This is a genomic window from Flavobacterium psychrotrophum (assembly GCF_003403075.1).
GTDB lineage: Bacteria > Bacteroidota > Bacteroidia > Flavobacteriales > Flavobacteriaceae > Flavobacterium > Flavobacterium psychrotrophum.
Map to the genome: position 1 here is coordinate 380,529 of NZ_CP031557.1, position 15,161 is coordinate 395,689.

The 15,161-nt window shown below is 39.0% G+C and carries 16 protein-coding genes; 14 read left to right on the plus strand and 2 right to left on the minus strand.

The window, feature by feature from the left end:
• Positions 1 to 2 precede the first annotated feature (2 nt).
• Together DYH63_RS01515 and DYH63_RS01520 are read right to left on the minus strand one after the other, a co-directional pair.
• Complete coding sequence (locus DYH63_RS01515) at positions 3 to 3,152, minus strand: SusC/RagA family TonB-linked outer membrane protein (protein ID WP_240409048.1); 3,150 nt, start codon at positions 3,150 to 3,152, stop codon at positions 3 to 5.
• A gap of 120 nt (positions 3,153 to 3,272) precedes the next feature.
• Positions 3,273 to 4,937, minus strand: coding sequence for a BamA/TamA family outer membrane protein (locus DYH63_RS01520; protein WP_162926885.1), 1,665 nt, complete (start codon positions 4,935 to 4,937; stop codon positions 3,273 to 3,275).
• Between the two features lie 182 nt (positions 4,938 to 5,119).
• Between DYH63_RS01520 and rpsL the strand changes: the two genes are divergently transcribed.
• The 14 genes from rpsL to rplP all read left to right on the plus strand — a co-directional run bounded on the left by rpsL (position 5,120) and on the right by rplP (position 15,154).
• Complete coding sequence (gene rpsL, locus DYH63_RS01525; RefSeq protein ID WP_116790716.1) at positions 5,120 to 5,533, plus strand: 30S ribosomal protein S12; 414 nt, start codon at positions 5,120 to 5,122, stop codon at positions 5,531 to 5,533.
• A gap of 26 nt (positions 5,534 to 5,559) precedes the next feature.
• Positions 5,560 to 6,036, plus strand: a complete 477-nt coding sequence (rpsG, locus tag DYH63_RS01530; protein WP_116787120.1) for a 30S ribosomal protein S7 — start codon at positions 5,560 to 5,562, stop codon at positions 6,034 to 6,036.
• Positions 6,037 to 6,063: 27 nt separating this feature from the next.
• Positions 6,064 to 8,187, plus strand: a complete 2,124-nt coding sequence (fusA, locus tag DYH63_RS01535; RefSeq protein WP_116787121.1) for an elongation factor G — start codon at positions 6,064 to 6,066, stop codon at positions 8,185 to 8,187.
• Positions 8,188 to 8,198: 11 nt separating this feature from the next.
• Positions 8,199 to 8,504, plus strand: coding sequence for a 30S ribosomal protein S10 (gene rpsJ / locus DYH63_RS01540; protein ID WP_020213633.1), 306 nt, complete (start codon positions 8,199 to 8,201; stop codon positions 8,502 to 8,504).
• Positions 8,505 to 8,792: 288 nt separating this feature from the next.
• Positions 8,793 to 9,479, plus strand: a complete 687-nt coding sequence (locus tag DYH63_RS01545) for a hypothetical protein (protein WP_116787122.1) — start codon at positions 8,793 to 8,795, stop codon at positions 9,477 to 9,479.
• Positions 9,480 to 9,659: 180 nt separating this feature from the next.
• Positions 9,660 to 10,634 carry a hypothetical protein gene (locus tag DYH63_RS01550; RefSeq protein ID WP_162926886.1) on the plus strand — a complete coding sequence of 325 codons (975 nt, stop codon included), beginning with the start codon at positions 9,660 to 9,662 and terminating at the stop codon, positions 10,632 to 10,634.
• Between the two features lie 234 nt (positions 10,635 to 10,868).
• On the plus strand, positions 10,869 to 11,486 hold the full coding sequence (gene rplC, locus DYH63_RS01555) for a 50S ribosomal protein L3 (RefSeq protein ID WP_116787124.1): 618 nt from the start codon (positions 10,869 to 10,871) through the stop codon (positions 11,484 to 11,486).
• Positions 11,486 to 12,115, plus strand: a complete 630-nt coding sequence (gene rplD, locus DYH63_RS01560) for a 50S ribosomal protein L4 (protein ID WP_116787125.1) — start codon at positions 11,486 to 11,488, stop codon at positions 12,113 to 12,115. Before rplC ends, rplD begins: the two co-directional genes overlap by 1 nt.
• Before the next feature lie 7 nt (positions 12,116 to 12,122).
• Positions 12,123 to 12,413, plus strand: a complete 291-nt coding sequence (rplW, locus tag DYH63_RS01565; RefSeq protein ID WP_116787126.1) for a 50S ribosomal protein L23 — start codon at positions 12,123 to 12,125, stop codon at positions 12,411 to 12,413.
• Between the two features lie 6 nt (positions 12,414 to 12,419).
• Positions 12,420 to 13,244 carry a 50S ribosomal protein L2 gene (gene rplB / locus DYH63_RS01570; protein ID WP_116787127.1) on the plus strand — a complete coding sequence of 275 codons (825 nt, stop codon included), beginning with the start codon at positions 12,420 to 12,422 and terminating at the stop codon, positions 13,242 to 13,244.
• A gap of 10 nt (positions 13,245 to 13,254) precedes the next feature.
• The gene (rpsS, locus tag DYH63_RS01575) at positions 13,255 to 13,533 is read left to right on the plus strand and encodes a 30S ribosomal protein S19 (protein ID WP_014085019.1); all 279 of its coding nucleotides are present in this window, start codon (positions 13,255 to 13,257) and stop codon (positions 13,531 to 13,533) included.
• A 5-nt stretch (positions 13,534 to 13,538) separates the two neighbouring features.
• Complete coding sequence (rplV, locus tag DYH63_RS01580; protein ID WP_116787128.1) at positions 13,539 to 13,952, plus strand: 50S ribosomal protein L22; 414 nt, start codon at positions 13,539 to 13,541, stop codon at positions 13,950 to 13,952.
• 8 nt (positions 13,953 to 13,960) lie between these two features.
• Complete coding sequence (rpsC, locus tag DYH63_RS01585; RefSeq protein WP_116787129.1) at positions 13,961 to 14,713, plus strand: 30S ribosomal protein S3; 753 nt, start codon at positions 13,961 to 13,963, stop codon at positions 14,711 to 14,713.
• A 21-nt stretch (positions 14,714 to 14,734) separates the two neighbouring features.
• Positions 14,735 to 15,154, plus strand: coding sequence for a 50S ribosomal protein L16 (gene rplP, locus DYH63_RS01590; protein ID WP_054407931.1), 420 nt, complete (start codon positions 14,735 to 14,737; stop codon positions 15,152 to 15,154).
• Positions 15,155 to 15,161: the final 7 nt, after the last annotated feature.

Consider the following 15,161-nt stretch of genomic DNA (forward strand, 5'->3'; position numbering starts at 1 on the left):
AATTAAAAGTTTGCTTTTAAGCTAAAACCAATGCTACGGGTAGAAGGGTTAGCGCTGAATTCGCCGAACTGGCTTGAAAGGTCGTTACCAAAAGTAGAAACTTCCGGGTCAATATACTGGTTGCTCCTTGGTGTCCATATAAACAGGTTACGGCCAATTATTGACATTGAGAGTGCGTTGATAAAAGTGCCTTCCAGTACTTTTGATGGCAGCTTATAGCTTAGTACAACCTCACGAAGTTTTATAAATGATTTATCTATTACATTAGCGCGGGCATTTGCATCTGCCCGGTAATAATCATCCATGTATTCGCCGCTGATAGGCTTATCATTAGGCGTGTAAACTGTATTGCCACTGCCGTCTACACTACGTGTTACAGAATTTGGCACAATAAACGGTTGGCGGTCATTGTATGTGGTTGTAATAGAGTTACCGGTAAAACGGGTAATGTCTGCAGTACGTGAGTACATCAAACCTCCCTGACGGATATCGAAGGTAAAGTCTAATGAAAGGCCTTTCCAACTAATGTTATTACTAATACCCATTGTATAGTCATATTGGCTGTCGCCATAAATCTGCTTGGTTGAGGCAGCTACCGGTACACCATTGTTATCTACAACAATGCTTCCGTCAGGTGCATATTCTGGTACGTAACCGTTGATTAGTCCTACATTTTGACCTTTTACGGCAAGATATTCATAAGTGCTAAGGCCTCCAAGTTCTACCTGGCTTAGCCTTGGGTCCAGTTCTTCCAGTACTGATTCTGCTTTTGTATAGTTTACACTGGTGCTCCAGCCAAAGCCATCCGGGTTTTTAGCCCAGTTAAAAGTAACTAAACCTTCAAAACCTTTAGTGCGAAGCGTACCCACGTTAGCAACCTGCGATGTATAGCCGCTTGACGGAGCAAGTGGCAGCGCAAGAATCTGGTTATCTACTTTTGCATTAAAATAAGTAGCATCAATGGTAATAAAGTTTTTAAAGAAAGATAGCTCTGTACCAACTTCAAATTCTGATCTGATTTGCGGTTTAAGATTCGGGTTTGGCATTCTGTTGCCAATACTGTAAGCGCTTACACCGTCAATAGGAAAGTTAACACCGCCAAACCCAGGGTTAATGTTGGTAGGTACATTAACACTAAGAACCTGGTAAGGATCTGTATCGCCACCGGCCTTACCATAACCTACACGTAGTTTACCATAATTAATTACTTTTTCTATATTGGCAAACGTCCTGCTAAATACCCAGCTAGCGTTACCACCTGCATATAGCTGCGACCTGTTTGCGGCCGGCAGGGTAGAGTACCAGTCATTACGAATGTTACCGGTAAGGAAAAGCTCTTCATTAAATGATAATGTTGCGGTATCATATAAGCCATATATTTTTCTGTTTGTATTAACTGTACCAACAACAGGTATTTCAGCACTGTTTGCAAGGTTGTAATATCCCGGGATATCCTGAGATGCAACTGAAGCAGTAAGGCTACCTGTTTTTATATCATTAATGTTAAAACCTACTGATGTTGATAGTTTTATCTTTTCTGAAATATCAAAGTTGAAATTTGCAAGTAAATCATGGTTTACCTGCTTGTAGTTATAAAAACTTTCAGAGTAGCTACCAGGGCCTTCGGTTTGGGTATTGTTGTTTGGGCTACCCGGTGCTGCGTCTACTTTTGCAAACCATATGCGTGTGCGGTCATTATAGCTGTCTAAACCTAAACGGTAAGTAAACGATAGCCAGTTTGCGGCCTCATAAGTAAATTCTGTACTACCATAAAATCTTTCTTTGCCATTTTTACTACCGTTTTCATTAAGTGAAAAGTACGGGTTAGTTACACCATAAGGCGTGTAGTAATTGTCTACATTATGAAATGGGTTATTGTAGTCCTTAAATTCTGTTATAGGAATATCCACAGGAATTTGCATAAGGTTGTTATACACTGTTGTACCCTGACCTGTTGCTACAGAGCTACCACTTGTGTTAACATAATTAAGGCTGCCGCTCATGCTAAAGTTCTTAATTTTTGTAGCGCCGGATAATGAAAGGTTATTTCTTTCAAATGAGTCGGCATCAGTAGGGTAAATACCGTCTTGTGCTGTGTTAGAAAACGAAAGCCTTACGGTACTGTCGCCATGGCCGCCCGATATTGCTACCGAGTTTATCCTTGATGTACCTGTTGTAAAAAAGTTTTCAAGTTGGTCTTTTTGTGCAGAATATGGTTTTATAAGCTGGCTGTTGTTAACAACGTTACCCCAAATTCTGTCTTGACCATCAAATTTTGGCCCCCACGAACCGTTTTCGCCAAGGTAGTGAACACCATCCCATCCCTGTCCAAAGGTAGATTGGTATTTAGGAGTACGGTTAATTTGTGTAAAGGTCATTGTAGTAGTAAAATCTACTGATAGTTTGCCTTGCTTACCTTTTTTGGTGGTAATAAGAATAACACCGTTAGCAGCTCTTGAGCCGTAAAGTACAGTAGCAGATGCACCTTTAAGCACTGTCATGCTTTCAATATCCTGCGGGTTAACGTCGTTAACACCGTTACCAAAGTCATAACCGCCATTAAGGCTTGATGAAGAGTTGGTTACGTTGCTTATCGGGATACCGTCAACAATGTAAAGTGGCTGGTTAGAGCCCGATAAAGATTTAATGCCCCTGATCATTACACCAGATGATGCACCCGGGTCTGTAGAAGAGTTAGAAATTACAACCCCGGCCACTTTACCCTTAAGGGCATCCGAAATGTTTGCCTGCTCACCCCTTACAATCTCTTCAGATTTTAGTGTAGTAGTGGCAGCACCGATAGATGATTTCTCTCGTTTAATACCTACAGCCGTTACAACCACGCCTTCCAGTTCTTTAGCTTCGCTGGTAAGGCCTACGTTTAAGGTTTGCTGCGAAGCAGAAACCTCTTTAGTACCCATACCTATGTAGCTAAATACAAGGGTTTGTTGTGGTGTGGCGCTGATTGAAAATTTTCCATCGAAATCGGTTTGTGTACTGGTGGTTGTACCTTTTACTAAAATAGTTACCCCTGGTATGGGGAACCCCGTTTCGTCCGTAACAGTTCCTGAAACTGTTCTCTCCTGTGCAAATGAGATTTGCATCATTAACACGCTGAGCAGTGTTAATAAAACATGTAGCTTAGTTTTCATTAGTAAATAAATTGAGTTAGTCAATCTCAAATGTCTAAATTAAAGTTAATTAAAACAATAATTTTATGATAATTTTTAGACAATAGTTTGTTTTATTTTATTTAAGTGTTAAATAAAGTGTTAAAAAGATGTTTTGAAACTGATGTGTACTATTGAGTTTGAAAGCTTTATGTTTTGTGAATTTGTGCTTCCATTTGCGTAAATAATGTTAAATAATCCATTATTTGTTAATAGTCCAAATCCAAATCCAAGCCCAAGAAGGCGGTTTTTAGTATTGGCGGCTTCATCCTGATAATAACCGTAATCTGTTATGGTATGTATATAAATATTTTCGGCAGCTACAAAACGGTATTCTGCAAGTAAGAGGCTGTAAAGGTTTCCCTGAAGGCTGTTTTCGTTAAAACCGCGTATAGAATTTATCCCTCCAAAGTATTGCAATTCATTAACAATATAGTTGTTGCTTTTGAGGTAAAAATTTTGCGTGCGGATGTTGATGATGTTCTTCTTGTTAAGGTAAATATTATAAGCTGCGTTAATTTGTGAAAAATACTGGCTGCTGTTGCCTGCCTTGCTGTTTCGATTTCCTGTTCCACCCTTTATATATAGCAGTGCTTTTTGCGGAAATAAAAAATCGGTGCTGCTGTAGGATGCAAAATCAAACGTACTTGTCCAGAACTTGCTGTTATAGTCGCTTAGGTTGCTACTGTCTGTATTTTGTATGTCGGTAGACTGGGTTTTTTGATAACCAAGATAAAGTTTTGAATTATAATTGAAATAGTAGCCCAGGTTAAGGTCAGTCACAGTATTCTGAAACGTACTATCTTGTTTAAATATTTTCAGGCTTGCTTTTGCTCCGATAGGACTACGGAACATATACGGCAGTTCTGTGCCGAGGTTAAAGGTGGTTTGTTTATTACCGTCGCTTTTCCAGTAGAGATTAAGCTTTTCGCCGGTATTTAAAACATTTACAAGTTGCAGATCCAAGTAACCATTAAGTCGTACTTTGTCCTGGTCATCATTGCTAAAACCTATAAAACCGTCAAAAGTGTTAGGCTTGGCTTTTTCAAGATAAACGTAGGCCTTGGTAGTGTCTTGTTTAAATAATATCTCGGGGTACCGGGGCTGTGTTACAAAGCGCAGGCTGTTAAAATCGTTGTATACGCGTTGCAGGTTTTCTTTGTTGAATGTTTTTTTGCGATACTGCCTTAAAATATTCCGGCGTATGCCTTCGGGAAATTTTGGGTAGCCTTCCAGTACAATATCGTCAAGCTGTCTTTGCCTGCCAAGTGTCATGGTTAACTGTGCGGTGAGGAGGTTTCCTTTTTTTTTATAGTTAATGAGCTGGAGGCTGCTTAATGGGTAACCCTGTTGTTCCAGCAGGGCGAGGTTGCGCTTCATAAAGCCATCAGCATCTGCAAGTGAAATGCTAATGCTGTCCTGTTGTATGGTAAGCAGTGTTTTTTCTTTAGGGCTTAGCTTGCGGGTATATATAAGTAGTGAGTTGGTTTTAGTGCCTACCGCATACATAAATACAAAAGTACTGTCGTTGGTTTTAAGATTGCCGGTAATGCGGCTCTCAAGATATCCGGCTTGTTGTAGCGCGGTAGACAGTCTGTTGGCTTCTGTTTGTATGCCTTTAGCGTTAGGGTGTGCTTTTTGGTAGGATACAGAATCGAGTATTTTTGTTTCGCGTGCATTTTTTCCCTCAGCTTTAAGATACAGCGTTTGTGCTGTAGCCTGCAATGAAAAAAATAGTAGTATATATATAAGGAGTGCTCTTTTCAACGGAAGATTTTGTTGCCTGTAAAAATAACGTAAATATTACAAAAATAATATATACTGGCCTGATGCTTAACAAGGCATTTGAAAATTAATGGATTATGGTTTGTTTTGTAAATTATAATTTCTACATTTGCAACCCCGTAAAAAGCGGGTTATTTAAACATAAGAAATTTTTAGTATTAATTATGCCAACAATTCAACAATTAGTAAGAACAGGGAGAGCCCAGATAACTAAGAAGAGTAAATCGGCTGCTTTGGATTCTTGTCCTCAAAGAAGGGGCGTTTGTACACGTGTGTACACCACTACACCTAAAAAACCAAACTCTGCAATGCGTAAAGTTGCAAGGGTGCGTTTAACAAATGGTAATGAGGTGAATGCGTACATTCCTGGAGAAGGACACAATCTACAAGAGCACTCGATAGTATTAGTTAGAGGTGGAAGGGTAAAAGACTTACCGGGTGTAAGGTATCACATTGTTCGTGGTGCTTTAGATACGGCAGGTGTTGCAGGTAGAACTCAGCGCAGGTCTAAGTACGGCGCTAAGCGTCCTAAACCAGGACAAGCTCCGGCAGCTCCTACAAAAGGTAAGAAAAAGTAATTATTAAAAGCTTTTAAAAGAAAGACATGAGAAAAAGACAGGCCAAAAAAAGACCACTTTTACCAGATCCCCAATTTAATGACCAACTGGTAACACGTTTTGTGAACAACCTAATGTGGGATGGTAAGAAATCTACAGCTTTTAAAGTATTTTATGATGCTATTGAAATTGTAGAGAACAAAAAACAAGATGCAGAAAAATCTGCGCTTGAAACTTGGAAAGACGCTCTTACCAATGTAATGCCGCACGTAGAAGTACGTAGCCGCAGGGTAGGTGGTGCAACATTCCAGATACCAATGCAAATACGTCCGGACAGGAAGATATCCATGGCAATGAAATGGATGATTCTTTATGCAAGGAGGAGAAATGAAAAATCTATGGCTCAAAGGCTTGCAAACGAAATCTTAGCTGCTGCTAAAGAAGAAGGTGCTGCTGTTAAAAAGAGAATGGATACCCACAAAATGGCTGAGGCTAACAAGGCGTTCTCTCACTTTAAATTTTAATTAGTTAAAGCGTAAAGAAAAAATAAAATGGCAAGAGATTTAAAATATACAAGAAATATTGGTATCGCTGCTCACATCGATGCTGGTAAAACAACAACTACAGAGCGTATCTTGTTCTATACCGGTAAATCTCACAAAATAGGTGAGGTGCACGATGGTGCTGCTACTATGGACTGGATGGCTCAGGAGCAGGAAAGGGGTATTACCATTACTTCTGCTGCTACTACCTGTACCTGGAATTTTCCTACAGAGCAAGGTAAAGCGTTGCCAGAAACTCTGGGTTACCACTTTAACATTATTGATACCCCGGGGCACGTTGACTTTACCGTAGAGGTAAACCGTTCTCTTAGGGTTCTTGATGGTTTAGTATTCCTTTTTAGTGCTGTTGATGGTGTAGAGCCTCAATCTGAAACTAACTGGAGGCTTGCTGATAACTACAGGGTACCACGTATGGGTTTTGTGAACAAAATGGACCGTCAGGGTTCTAACTTCCTTAACGTATGCGACCAGGTTAGAGATATGCTAAAATCTAACGCCGTTGCGATCACTTTACCAATTGGTGAAGAAGATGATTTTAAAGGTGTTGTAGATTTAGTTAAAAACCAGGCTATTATTTGGCATGATGCTACACAGGGAGCTACTTTTGATATTGTTCCTATTCCTGCAGATCTTGTAGAAGAAGCTAAGGAATTAAGGAGTAAGCTTATTGAAGAAGTTGCTGCTTATGATGAAAACCTGCTTGAAAAATACATGGAAGATGAAAACTCTATTACAGAGGAAGAAATCAACAATGCATTAAGGAAAGCAACTATCGATATGGCTATCATACCGATGATTTGTGGTTCTTCATTCAAAAACAAAGGTGTTCAGTTCATGCTTGATGCTGTTTGTAAATATCTTCCTTCTCCAATGGATAAAGAAGGTATTGTAGGAACAAATCCTGATACTGACGAAGAAATACTTCGCAAGCCGGATGTAAAAGAGCCATTTGCTGCTCTTGCATTTAAAATTGCTACTGACCCTTATGTAGGCCGTCTGGCTTTCTTTAGGGCTTACTCTGGCCGTCTTGATGCAGGTTCTTATGTGCTTAACACACGTTCTGGCAACAAAGAACGTATCTCTCGTATCTACCAGATGCATGCTAACAAGCAAAACCCTATCGAGTACATCGAGGCAGGTGATATTGGAGCGGCAGTAGGTTTTAAAGATATCAAAACGGGTGATACGCTTTGTGATGAGAAAAACCCAATTGTACTTGAGAGTATGGATTTCCCTGCTCCGGTAATTGGTATCGCGATTGAGCCTAAAACAAAAGCTGACGTGGATAAAATGGGTATGGCTTTAGCAAAACTTGCTGAAGAAGATCCAACGTTCCAGGTTAAGACTGATGAGGCTTCTGGCCAAACTATCATCTCTGGTATGGGTGAGCTTCACCTTGATATCCTTGTTGACAGGATGCGTCGTGAGTTTAAAGTTGAAGTAAACCAGGGCGAGCCTCAGGTTGAATATAAAGAAGCGTTTACAAGGTCTGCACAACACAGGGAAGTTTACAAAAAACAATCTGGTGGACGTGGTAAATTTGCTGATATCGTGTTTATTATTGAGCCGGCAGACGAAGGTGTTGTAGGTCTTCAGTTTATAAATAATGTAAAAGGTGGTAACGTTCCTAAAGAATACATCCCATCTATCGAAAAAGGATTTAAAGCTGCTATGAAACAAGGCCCTCTTGCCGGTTATGAAGTGGACAGTCTTAAAGTAACGCTTCTTGACGGATCTTTCCACCCTGTGGATAGTGATGCGCTTTCTTTTGAATTAGCTGCTAAAATGGGTTACAAAGAGTCTGGCCGTGCTGCCGGTGCTGTTATCCTTGAGCCAATAATGAAAATGGAAGTTATTACTCCGGAAGAGAACATGGGTGATATCGTGGGTGACCTTAACCGTCGTCGTGGCCAGGTTAATGATATGGGTGACAGAGCTGGTGCTAAAACCATTAAAGCTTTTGTTCCACTATCAGAAATGTTTGGTTATGTAACTACGCTAAGGACGCTTTCTTCGGGTCGTGCAACTTCAACAATGGAGTTTTCGCACTACTCAGAAACGCCTTCTAACATTTCAGAGGCAGTTATCAAAAAAGCTAAAGGAAACGCTTAATTTACAAGAAAATGAGTCAAAAGATCAGAATAAAATTAAAATCATACGATCATAGCCTGGTAGACAAGTCTGCAGAGAAGATCGTTAAGACTGTAAAAAGTACAGGAGCAGTAGTAACAGGACCAATTCCGTTGCCTACCCACAAAAAGATTTTTACCGTACTGCGTTCTCCGCACGTAAACAAAAAATCTAGGGAGCAGTTTGAAGTTAGTTCATACAAAAGGCTTCTTGATATCTACAGTTCATCTTCAAAAACTATCGATGCCCTAATGAAATTAGAGCTTCCTAGTGGTGTAGAAGTAGAGATAAAAGTGTGATAATTTCACCTTATATATAAAAACCCGGCTTTTGGCCGGGTTTTTTGTTTTTAGGATTGTTTTTGATAGCCTGATTGGTATTTAATATTTGTTAGTTTATTTATATTTTCTTCTTTTCTATAAGAAATAATTTAACAATTAATTATTGGATTATTTCTTGTTAAAATTATCACAAAATGAATTAAGGCGTTTTTATATTTACTACTTTGTTGTTGTATTACAGGGGAATAAGCCGAACAGAAACCCTTTTAATGATAGTAGGCATAATTTAACACCTTATCAACCACAATGAGAAAAATTAATTTCTTTTTTAATTTAATTGCACTATGCTTTAGTGTAGGTTTTTTTATTAGTTGTTCTAATGATAATGAGGTAGGCGCTACTCAAGAGCTTGCTTCAGATATAAGTACATATTTAAAATCATCTTATGGGCAAAATGTCAGGATGGGTGAATCTGTAAATGTTAAAATTGGAACGGCTTCAGCTTTGAGTAAATCAGCTTCGGGTAAAATTTATACTGTTACCGAGGTTTTTGTAGGTGCTGAAACAGATGCTCATGCATATGAAGTTGCTGATAACGCAACACATACGGCACTTTTTTTTGTAGATATAAATAGAGATAACTATACTGCTAAAATTGTAGATTATAAAACTTCGAATGTTATTAAACTTGTAGATGTTAATTTGTCTCCTGATTATGCTGGTACCAAAGGTTTTGATCTTATAAAGGTTATTACTGATCCTGGTCACATTGATCCGCCTTCGAATCAAACATTGGATTGGCATTACACATATGGTCCTCCGTACCCATACCAAGGTAAGTGTTATAGACAGGTTTTTAGACAGTATTTTGTATTAGGGATAGCTTTCACTAAGGAGTTGATTGTTCTTGATCCACGCAGTAGTAATGGTCTTGCATTAGCAATTCCTTGTGACACTACTTATGAGGAATGGATAAAAACCCAGCCGAAATAAATTTAGAGAGGAAATCTAATTGTTGTATTTCTATTTTTTGGTGTGAATTTGATAACTCGGCATCAATTAAATATGTTTTATTACTTAAAAAGCAATCTAAACCCCGAAAAGCCTTAATAATTTTCGGGGTTTTCCTTTTTAGATGACTCCTTGTATGTGTAATTCTACTCAAAATATCCTATGCGAAATAATGTTTTTTATTTTTTATTTTTTATTTCAATATCAATGCCTGCTTTTGGTCAGGTATTCATCACCATTGATAAAGATACTCATGAGTTTATTGAAGATGTAAGCTATTCACTATTTAAAAATAAAAAGGTTGTGCATAGTGCTATAACCTTGTCAGATAAAGTTACTGCTATCAGTCCCGATGTTGTGTTTGATTCCATCACATTGTCCAGGGTAGATTATGAAACCCTGGGTGTTTCAAAACAACATATGGATTCTGTATTTTATCTTACTAAGAAAATATTTTATCTGGACGAGGTGGTGATTGGTTCGGGTAATAAGAAAGAGATATTACTGGGGGAAGCCAATAGGTTTGTTAAAAGAAAATCGTCGAAAATTCAGAATGAGTTGGTTTATGGTTTAATTTTTTTTAATGGGACACCGCAGGACTATGTTTTAGATAAGCTGGCTTTTTATGTAGAGAAGGTAAAAGTTAGAACTGCATATAAGGTGAACTTTAACAGTGTTGATGAGGAGTATGTGCACGAGGGTTTTCAGCTTGCTAAGCCCGGTGAACTTATTTTTTCGACAGATACCTTATATCTTAATTCGACAGATAAAAATAAGATTGAGGTAGCTTTGCCGAATGACTTTCACCTGCCTTCTACTAAAAAGATGTTTGTGTGGATACAGTTAATTGGTTATTATGATGAAAACGGTAGAAAGTATACTCCTGAGTTGGATAGACAGACAAAAATTAAGTTCCAGATGTCTAACCAGACTAATTATTATTCACGTATGGCTGATGGGTATAAGAAAGACGGGACGACTGATTTTATAGCTAACATGAATGCTATGTATAATTATGAGTACGCTTATCGTTTCTTTTCAACACCGCCTAAGAGTGCTTTAGTGGCTCCGGCGATAGTGTTATATGCGCACAAACCACAGTCAAAGCCTGTCGAAATGCAAAAAAAAACAGAGTAGATTCTTGTGCATGTGATATATCTCTGGAGTATTTACCTCCAGAGATTTTTTTTAGGCTATTTTTAAAGGTTTTTCCTGGGTATAAAGAGGCTTAATTACAGTAAGTCGGATAATTTTCATTTATTTTTTTGTAACTGTTTGATTTTCCCGTTTTAATAATTACTTTTGCACCCCTGTTTGGAGTATTCTATTATTTCAAATTGAAGGGAATTTAATAATTAATAATAATAATCTATGTCTGGGTTAATTGGTAAAAAAATCGGCATGACCAGTATTTTCGATGAAAACGGGAAAAACATTCCTTGTACAGTTATCGAAGCTGGCCCATGCGTTGTTACCCAAGTCAGAACCAACGCGGTTGACGGGTATGAAGCGTTACAACTTGGTTTCGATGACAAAAAAGAAAAGCAAACCGTAAAATCGGAAGCCGGCCACTTTAAAAAGGCGGGTACTGTTGCTAAGAAAAAAGTCGTTGAATTCAAGGAATTTGAAGCAGAGTACAAACTTGGTGATACTATCACTGTAGATTTGTTCGCTGAAGGAGAATTTGTAGACGTTCAGGGTGTTTCTAAAGGTAAAGGCTTTCAGGGTGTTGTAAAACGTCACGGATTTGGTGGTGTTGGACAAGCTACACACGGTCAGCACAACCGTCTTAGGGCGCCGGGTTCTGTGGGTGCGTCATCTTATCCATCAAGGGTATTCAAAGGGATGCGTATGGCAGGAAGAACAGGAGGAGACAATGTAACAGTACAAAACCTTAGAGTTTTAAAAGTGGTTGCGGATAAAAACCTTATCGTTGTTAAGGGTGCTATACCAGGACACAAAAACTCTTACGTAATCATTCAGAAGTAATGGAAGTAAAAGTATTAGATATCAACGGAAAAGAAACTGGCAGAACGGTAACCCTTTCTGATTCAGTATTCGCAATTGAGCCTAATAAGCATGCTGTTTATCTTGATGTTAAGCAATATCTTGCTAATCAACGTCAGGGTACGCACAAAGCTAAAGAAAGAGCTGAAGTAAAAGGTAGTACACGCAAAATCAAAAAACAAAAGGGTACAGGTACTGCACGTGCAGGTTCTATCAAAAACCCATTGTTTAAAGGTGGTGGTACTATTTTTGGCCCAAGGCCAAGAAGCTACTCTTTCAAGCTTAACAAAAATCTTAAGCGTCTTGCTCGTAAATCGGCATTCGCACTTAAGGCAAAAGAGTCAAATTTAGTGGTTGTTGAGAACTTTGAGTTTGATGCGCCAAACACTAAAAATTTCATTAACGTTTTGAAAGCTTTAGGGTTAGAGAATAAAAAATCTTTATTTGTGTTGGGTGATACAAATAAAAATGTATATTTGTCCTCACGCAATTTGAAGGCTTCTAGTGTAGTAACTTCTTCAGAATTAAGTACTTACGCGATACTTAACGCAAACAGTCTGGTTCTTTTAGAGGGGTCGTTAGCAGGAATTGAAGAAAATTTAAGCAAATAATAGGGATATGAGTATCATAATTAAACCTATCGTAACTGAAAAAATAACAAAAGACGGTGAAGTTTTTAACCGTTTTGGTTTTGTTGTTGATAAAAGAGCTAACAAAATACAAATTAAGAATGCTGTAGAGGCTGCTTATAGTGTATCTGTTACTGAAGTTAACACCATGAATTACAGGGCTGATAGAACGGTTAAATACACTAAGAGTGGTTTAATCTCTGGTAAAACAAGTGCTTACAAAAAAGCAATTGTACAGGTAAAAGAAGGTGAAACAATAGATTTTTATAATAATATCTAATAGAACATGTCAGTTAGAAAATTAAAACCTATTACCCCGGGTCAGCGTTTTAGAGTTGTGAATAGCTTTGACACTATCACAACTGATAAGCCGGAGCGTTCTTTGATCGCACCGAAAAAAAACTCAGGCGGTAGAAATAGTCAAGGAAAAATGACCATGCGTTATACAGGCGGTGGTCACAAACAAAGGTATCGTATTATCGATTTTAAACGTACTAAAGCTGGAGTTCCTGCTACGGTTAAAACTATCGAGTACGATCCAAACCGTTCAGCATTTATATCTTTATTGTATTATGCTGATGGTGCTAAAACTTATGTTATTGCACAAAACGGACTTCAGGTTGGCCAAACTGTAACTTCTGGAGAGAATGCTGCTCCGGAAATTGGTAATGCTATGCCTTTGAGTAAAATTCCTCTTGGAACCGTTATATCTTGCATCGAACTACGCCCGGGCCAGGGAGCTGTAATTGCACGTAGTGCAGGTACATTTGCTCAGCTAATGGCAAGGGACGGTAAATATGCTACAATTAAAATGCCGTCTGGAGAAACAAGACTTATCTTGTTAACCTGTTCTGCAACAATTGGAGCAGTATCTAACTCAGATCATCAGCTTATCGTTAGCGGTAAAGCAGGTAGGTCTCGTTGGTTAGGCCGTAGGCCAAGAACAAGGCCGGTAGCAATGAACCCTGTTGATCACCCAATGGGTGGTGGTGAAGGACGCTCTTCTGGAGGTCACCCACGCTCTAGGAAAGGTCTTCCGGCTAAAGGTTACAGGACACGTTCTAAAGTTAACCCGAGTAATAAGTATATCGTAGAACGTAGAAAGAAATAATAAGTAAGATATGGCACGTTCATTAAAGAAAGGACCTTTCGTTCACTATAAGTTAGATAAGAAAGTTCAGGAAAATATCGAAAAAGGTAATAAAGGTGTTGTAAAGACCTGGTCTCGCGCTTCTATGATTACCCCCGATTTTGTTGGACAGACTATCGCAGTACACAACGGTCGTCAATTCGTACCGGTTTATGTAACAGAGAACATGGTAGGTCATAAATTAGGAGAATTTTCACCAACACGCTCTTTTAGAGGTCATGCTGGTGCTAAAAACAAAGGTAAAAAATAATAGCAATGGGAGTTCGTAAAAGAGAAGCAGCAGATGCAAGAAAAGAGGCTAATAAGTCAATTGCTTTTGCAAAATTGAACAACTGCCCTACCTCACCTAGGAAAATGCGCATAGTTGCTGACCTGGTAAGGGGACAGAAGGTAGAATTAGCCCTTAATATATTGAAATTTAACTCTAAGGAGGCTTCACGCAAGCTTGAAAAACTGCTTCTTAGCGCCATTAATAACTGGCAGCAAAAGAATGCAGAAGAAAGCCTTGAAGAAGCTGGTCTTTTTGTAAAAGAAATAAGGGTAGACGGCGGAATGATGCTAAAAAGGCTTAGGCCAGCACCACAAGGTCGCGCCCACAGGATAAGGAAACGCTCTAACCACGTTACTATCGTACTTGGAGCTACAAACAATAATACACAAAGCAATTAATAAACAGTATGGGACAAAAGACAAATCCAATAGGAAATCGCCTTGGTATCATCAGGGGTTGGGATTCTAACTGGTATGGCGGAAACGATTACGGCGATAAAATTGCCGAAGATCACAAGATCAGAAAGTATATCCATGCCCGTTTATCTAAAGCTAGTGTTAGTAAGGTAATCATCGAGAGAACCCTTAAGCTTGTAACCGTTACTATCACCACTGCCCGTCCCGGTATTATTATCGGTAAAGGTGGCCAGGAGGTAGACAAGCTAAAAGAAGAACTTAAGAAAATTACCGACAAAGAGGTTCAGATCAACATCTTTGAAATTAAAAGGCCAGAACTTGATGCTTACTTAGTAGGTACAAGCATTGCCCGCCAGATCGAAAGCCGTATCTCTTACAGAAGGGCTATCAAAATGGCTATTGCCGCTGCTATCCGTATGAATGCAGAAGGTATTAAGGTGATGATCTCAGGTCGTTTGAATGGTGCTGAAATGGCACGTTCTGAAATGTTCAAAGAAGGTCGTATCCCTTTATCAACTTTCAGAGCCGACATTGACTATGCTTTGGCTGAAGCTCACACTGCTTATGGCAGGATGGGTATCAAAGTATGGATCATGAAAGGTGAAGTTTACGGTAAAAGAGATCTTTCCCCGTTAGCAGGTATGGACAAAAAACAGTCTAAACCTTCAGGATCTCAGGACAGACCTCAAGGCGGAAGGCCGAACAGGGATGGTGGTAAACCTAACCAACGCAAAAGAAAGTAATTATTTTAAACCAAAGAAGTAATGTTACAGCCTAAAAGAACAAAATACCGTAAGGTACAGAAAGGTAAAATGAAAGGCGTGTCTCAAAGAGGTCACGAACTTTCTAATGGTATGTTTGGTATAAAATCTTTAGATTCGTCTTTTATCACTTCTCGTCAGATAGAGGCTGCCCGTATCGCGGCAACCCGTTTCATGAAGAGGGAAGGTCAATTATGGATTAAAATATTCCCGGATAAGCCTATCACCAAAAAGCCTCTTGAGGTACGTATGGGTAAAGGTAAAGGTGCAGTTGAATACTGGGCTGCCGTTGTTAAACCAGGAAGAATTATGTTTGAAGTAGGAGGCGTACCTCTGTCTGTAGCTAAAGAGGCACTTCGCCTGGCTGCACAGAAGCTTCCTGTAAAAACTAAGTTTATCGTTGCAAGAGATTTCGAAGCATAATCCAAAA

Coding starts and splice junctions, on each gene's coding strand:
- DYH63_RS01515 (WP_240409048.1), bottom strand. CDS start 3,152: ATGAAAACTAAGCTACATGTTTTATTAACACTGCTCAGCGTGTTAATG.
- rpsL (WP_116790716.1), top strand. CDS start 5,120: ATGCCAACAATTCAACAATTAGTAAGAACAGGGAGAGCCCAGATAACT.
- rpsG (WP_116787120.1), top strand. CDS start 5,560: ATGAGAAAAAGACAGGCCAAAAAAAGACCACTTTTACCAGATCCCCAA.
- fusA (WP_116787121.1), top strand. CDS start 6,064: ATGGCAAGAGATTTAAAATATACAAGAAATATTGGTATCGCTGCTCAC.
- rpsJ (WP_020213633.1), top strand. CDS start 8,199: ATGAGTCAAAAGATCAGAATAAAATTAAAATCATACGATCATAGCCTG.
- DYH63_RS01545 (WP_116787122.1), top strand. CDS start 8,793: ATGAGAAAAATTAATTTCTTTTTTAATTTAATTGCACTATGCTTTAGT.
- DYH63_RS01550 (WP_162926886.1), top strand. CDS start 9,660: ATGCGAAATAATGTTTTTTATTTTTTATTTTTTATTTCAATATCAATG.
- rplC (WP_116787124.1), top strand. CDS start 10,869: ATGTCTGGGTTAATTGGTAAAAAAATCGGCATGACCAGTATTTTCGAT.
- rplD (WP_116787125.1), top strand. CDS start 11,486: ATGGAAGTAAAAGTATTAGATATCAACGGAAAAGAAACTGGCAGAACG.
- rplW (WP_116787126.1), top strand. CDS start 12,123: ATGAGTATCATAATTAAACCTATCGTAACTGAAAAAATAACAAAAGAC.
- rplB (WP_116787127.1), top strand. CDS start 12,420: ATGTCAGTTAGAAAATTAAAACCTATTACCCCGGGTCAGCGTTTTAGA.
- rpsS (WP_014085019.1), top strand. CDS start 13,255: ATGGCACGTTCATTAAAGAAAGGACCTTTCGTTCACTATAAGTTAGAT.
- rplV (WP_116787128.1), top strand. CDS start 13,539: ATGGGAGTTCGTAAAAGAGAAGCAGCAGATGCAAGAAAAGAGGCTAAT.
- rpsC (WP_116787129.1), top strand. CDS start 13,961: ATGGGACAAAAGACAAATCCAATAGGAAATCGCCTTGGTATCATCAGG.
- rplP (WP_054407931.1), top strand. CDS start 14,735: ATGTTACAGCCTAAAAGAACAAAATACCGTAAGGTACAGAAAGGTAAA.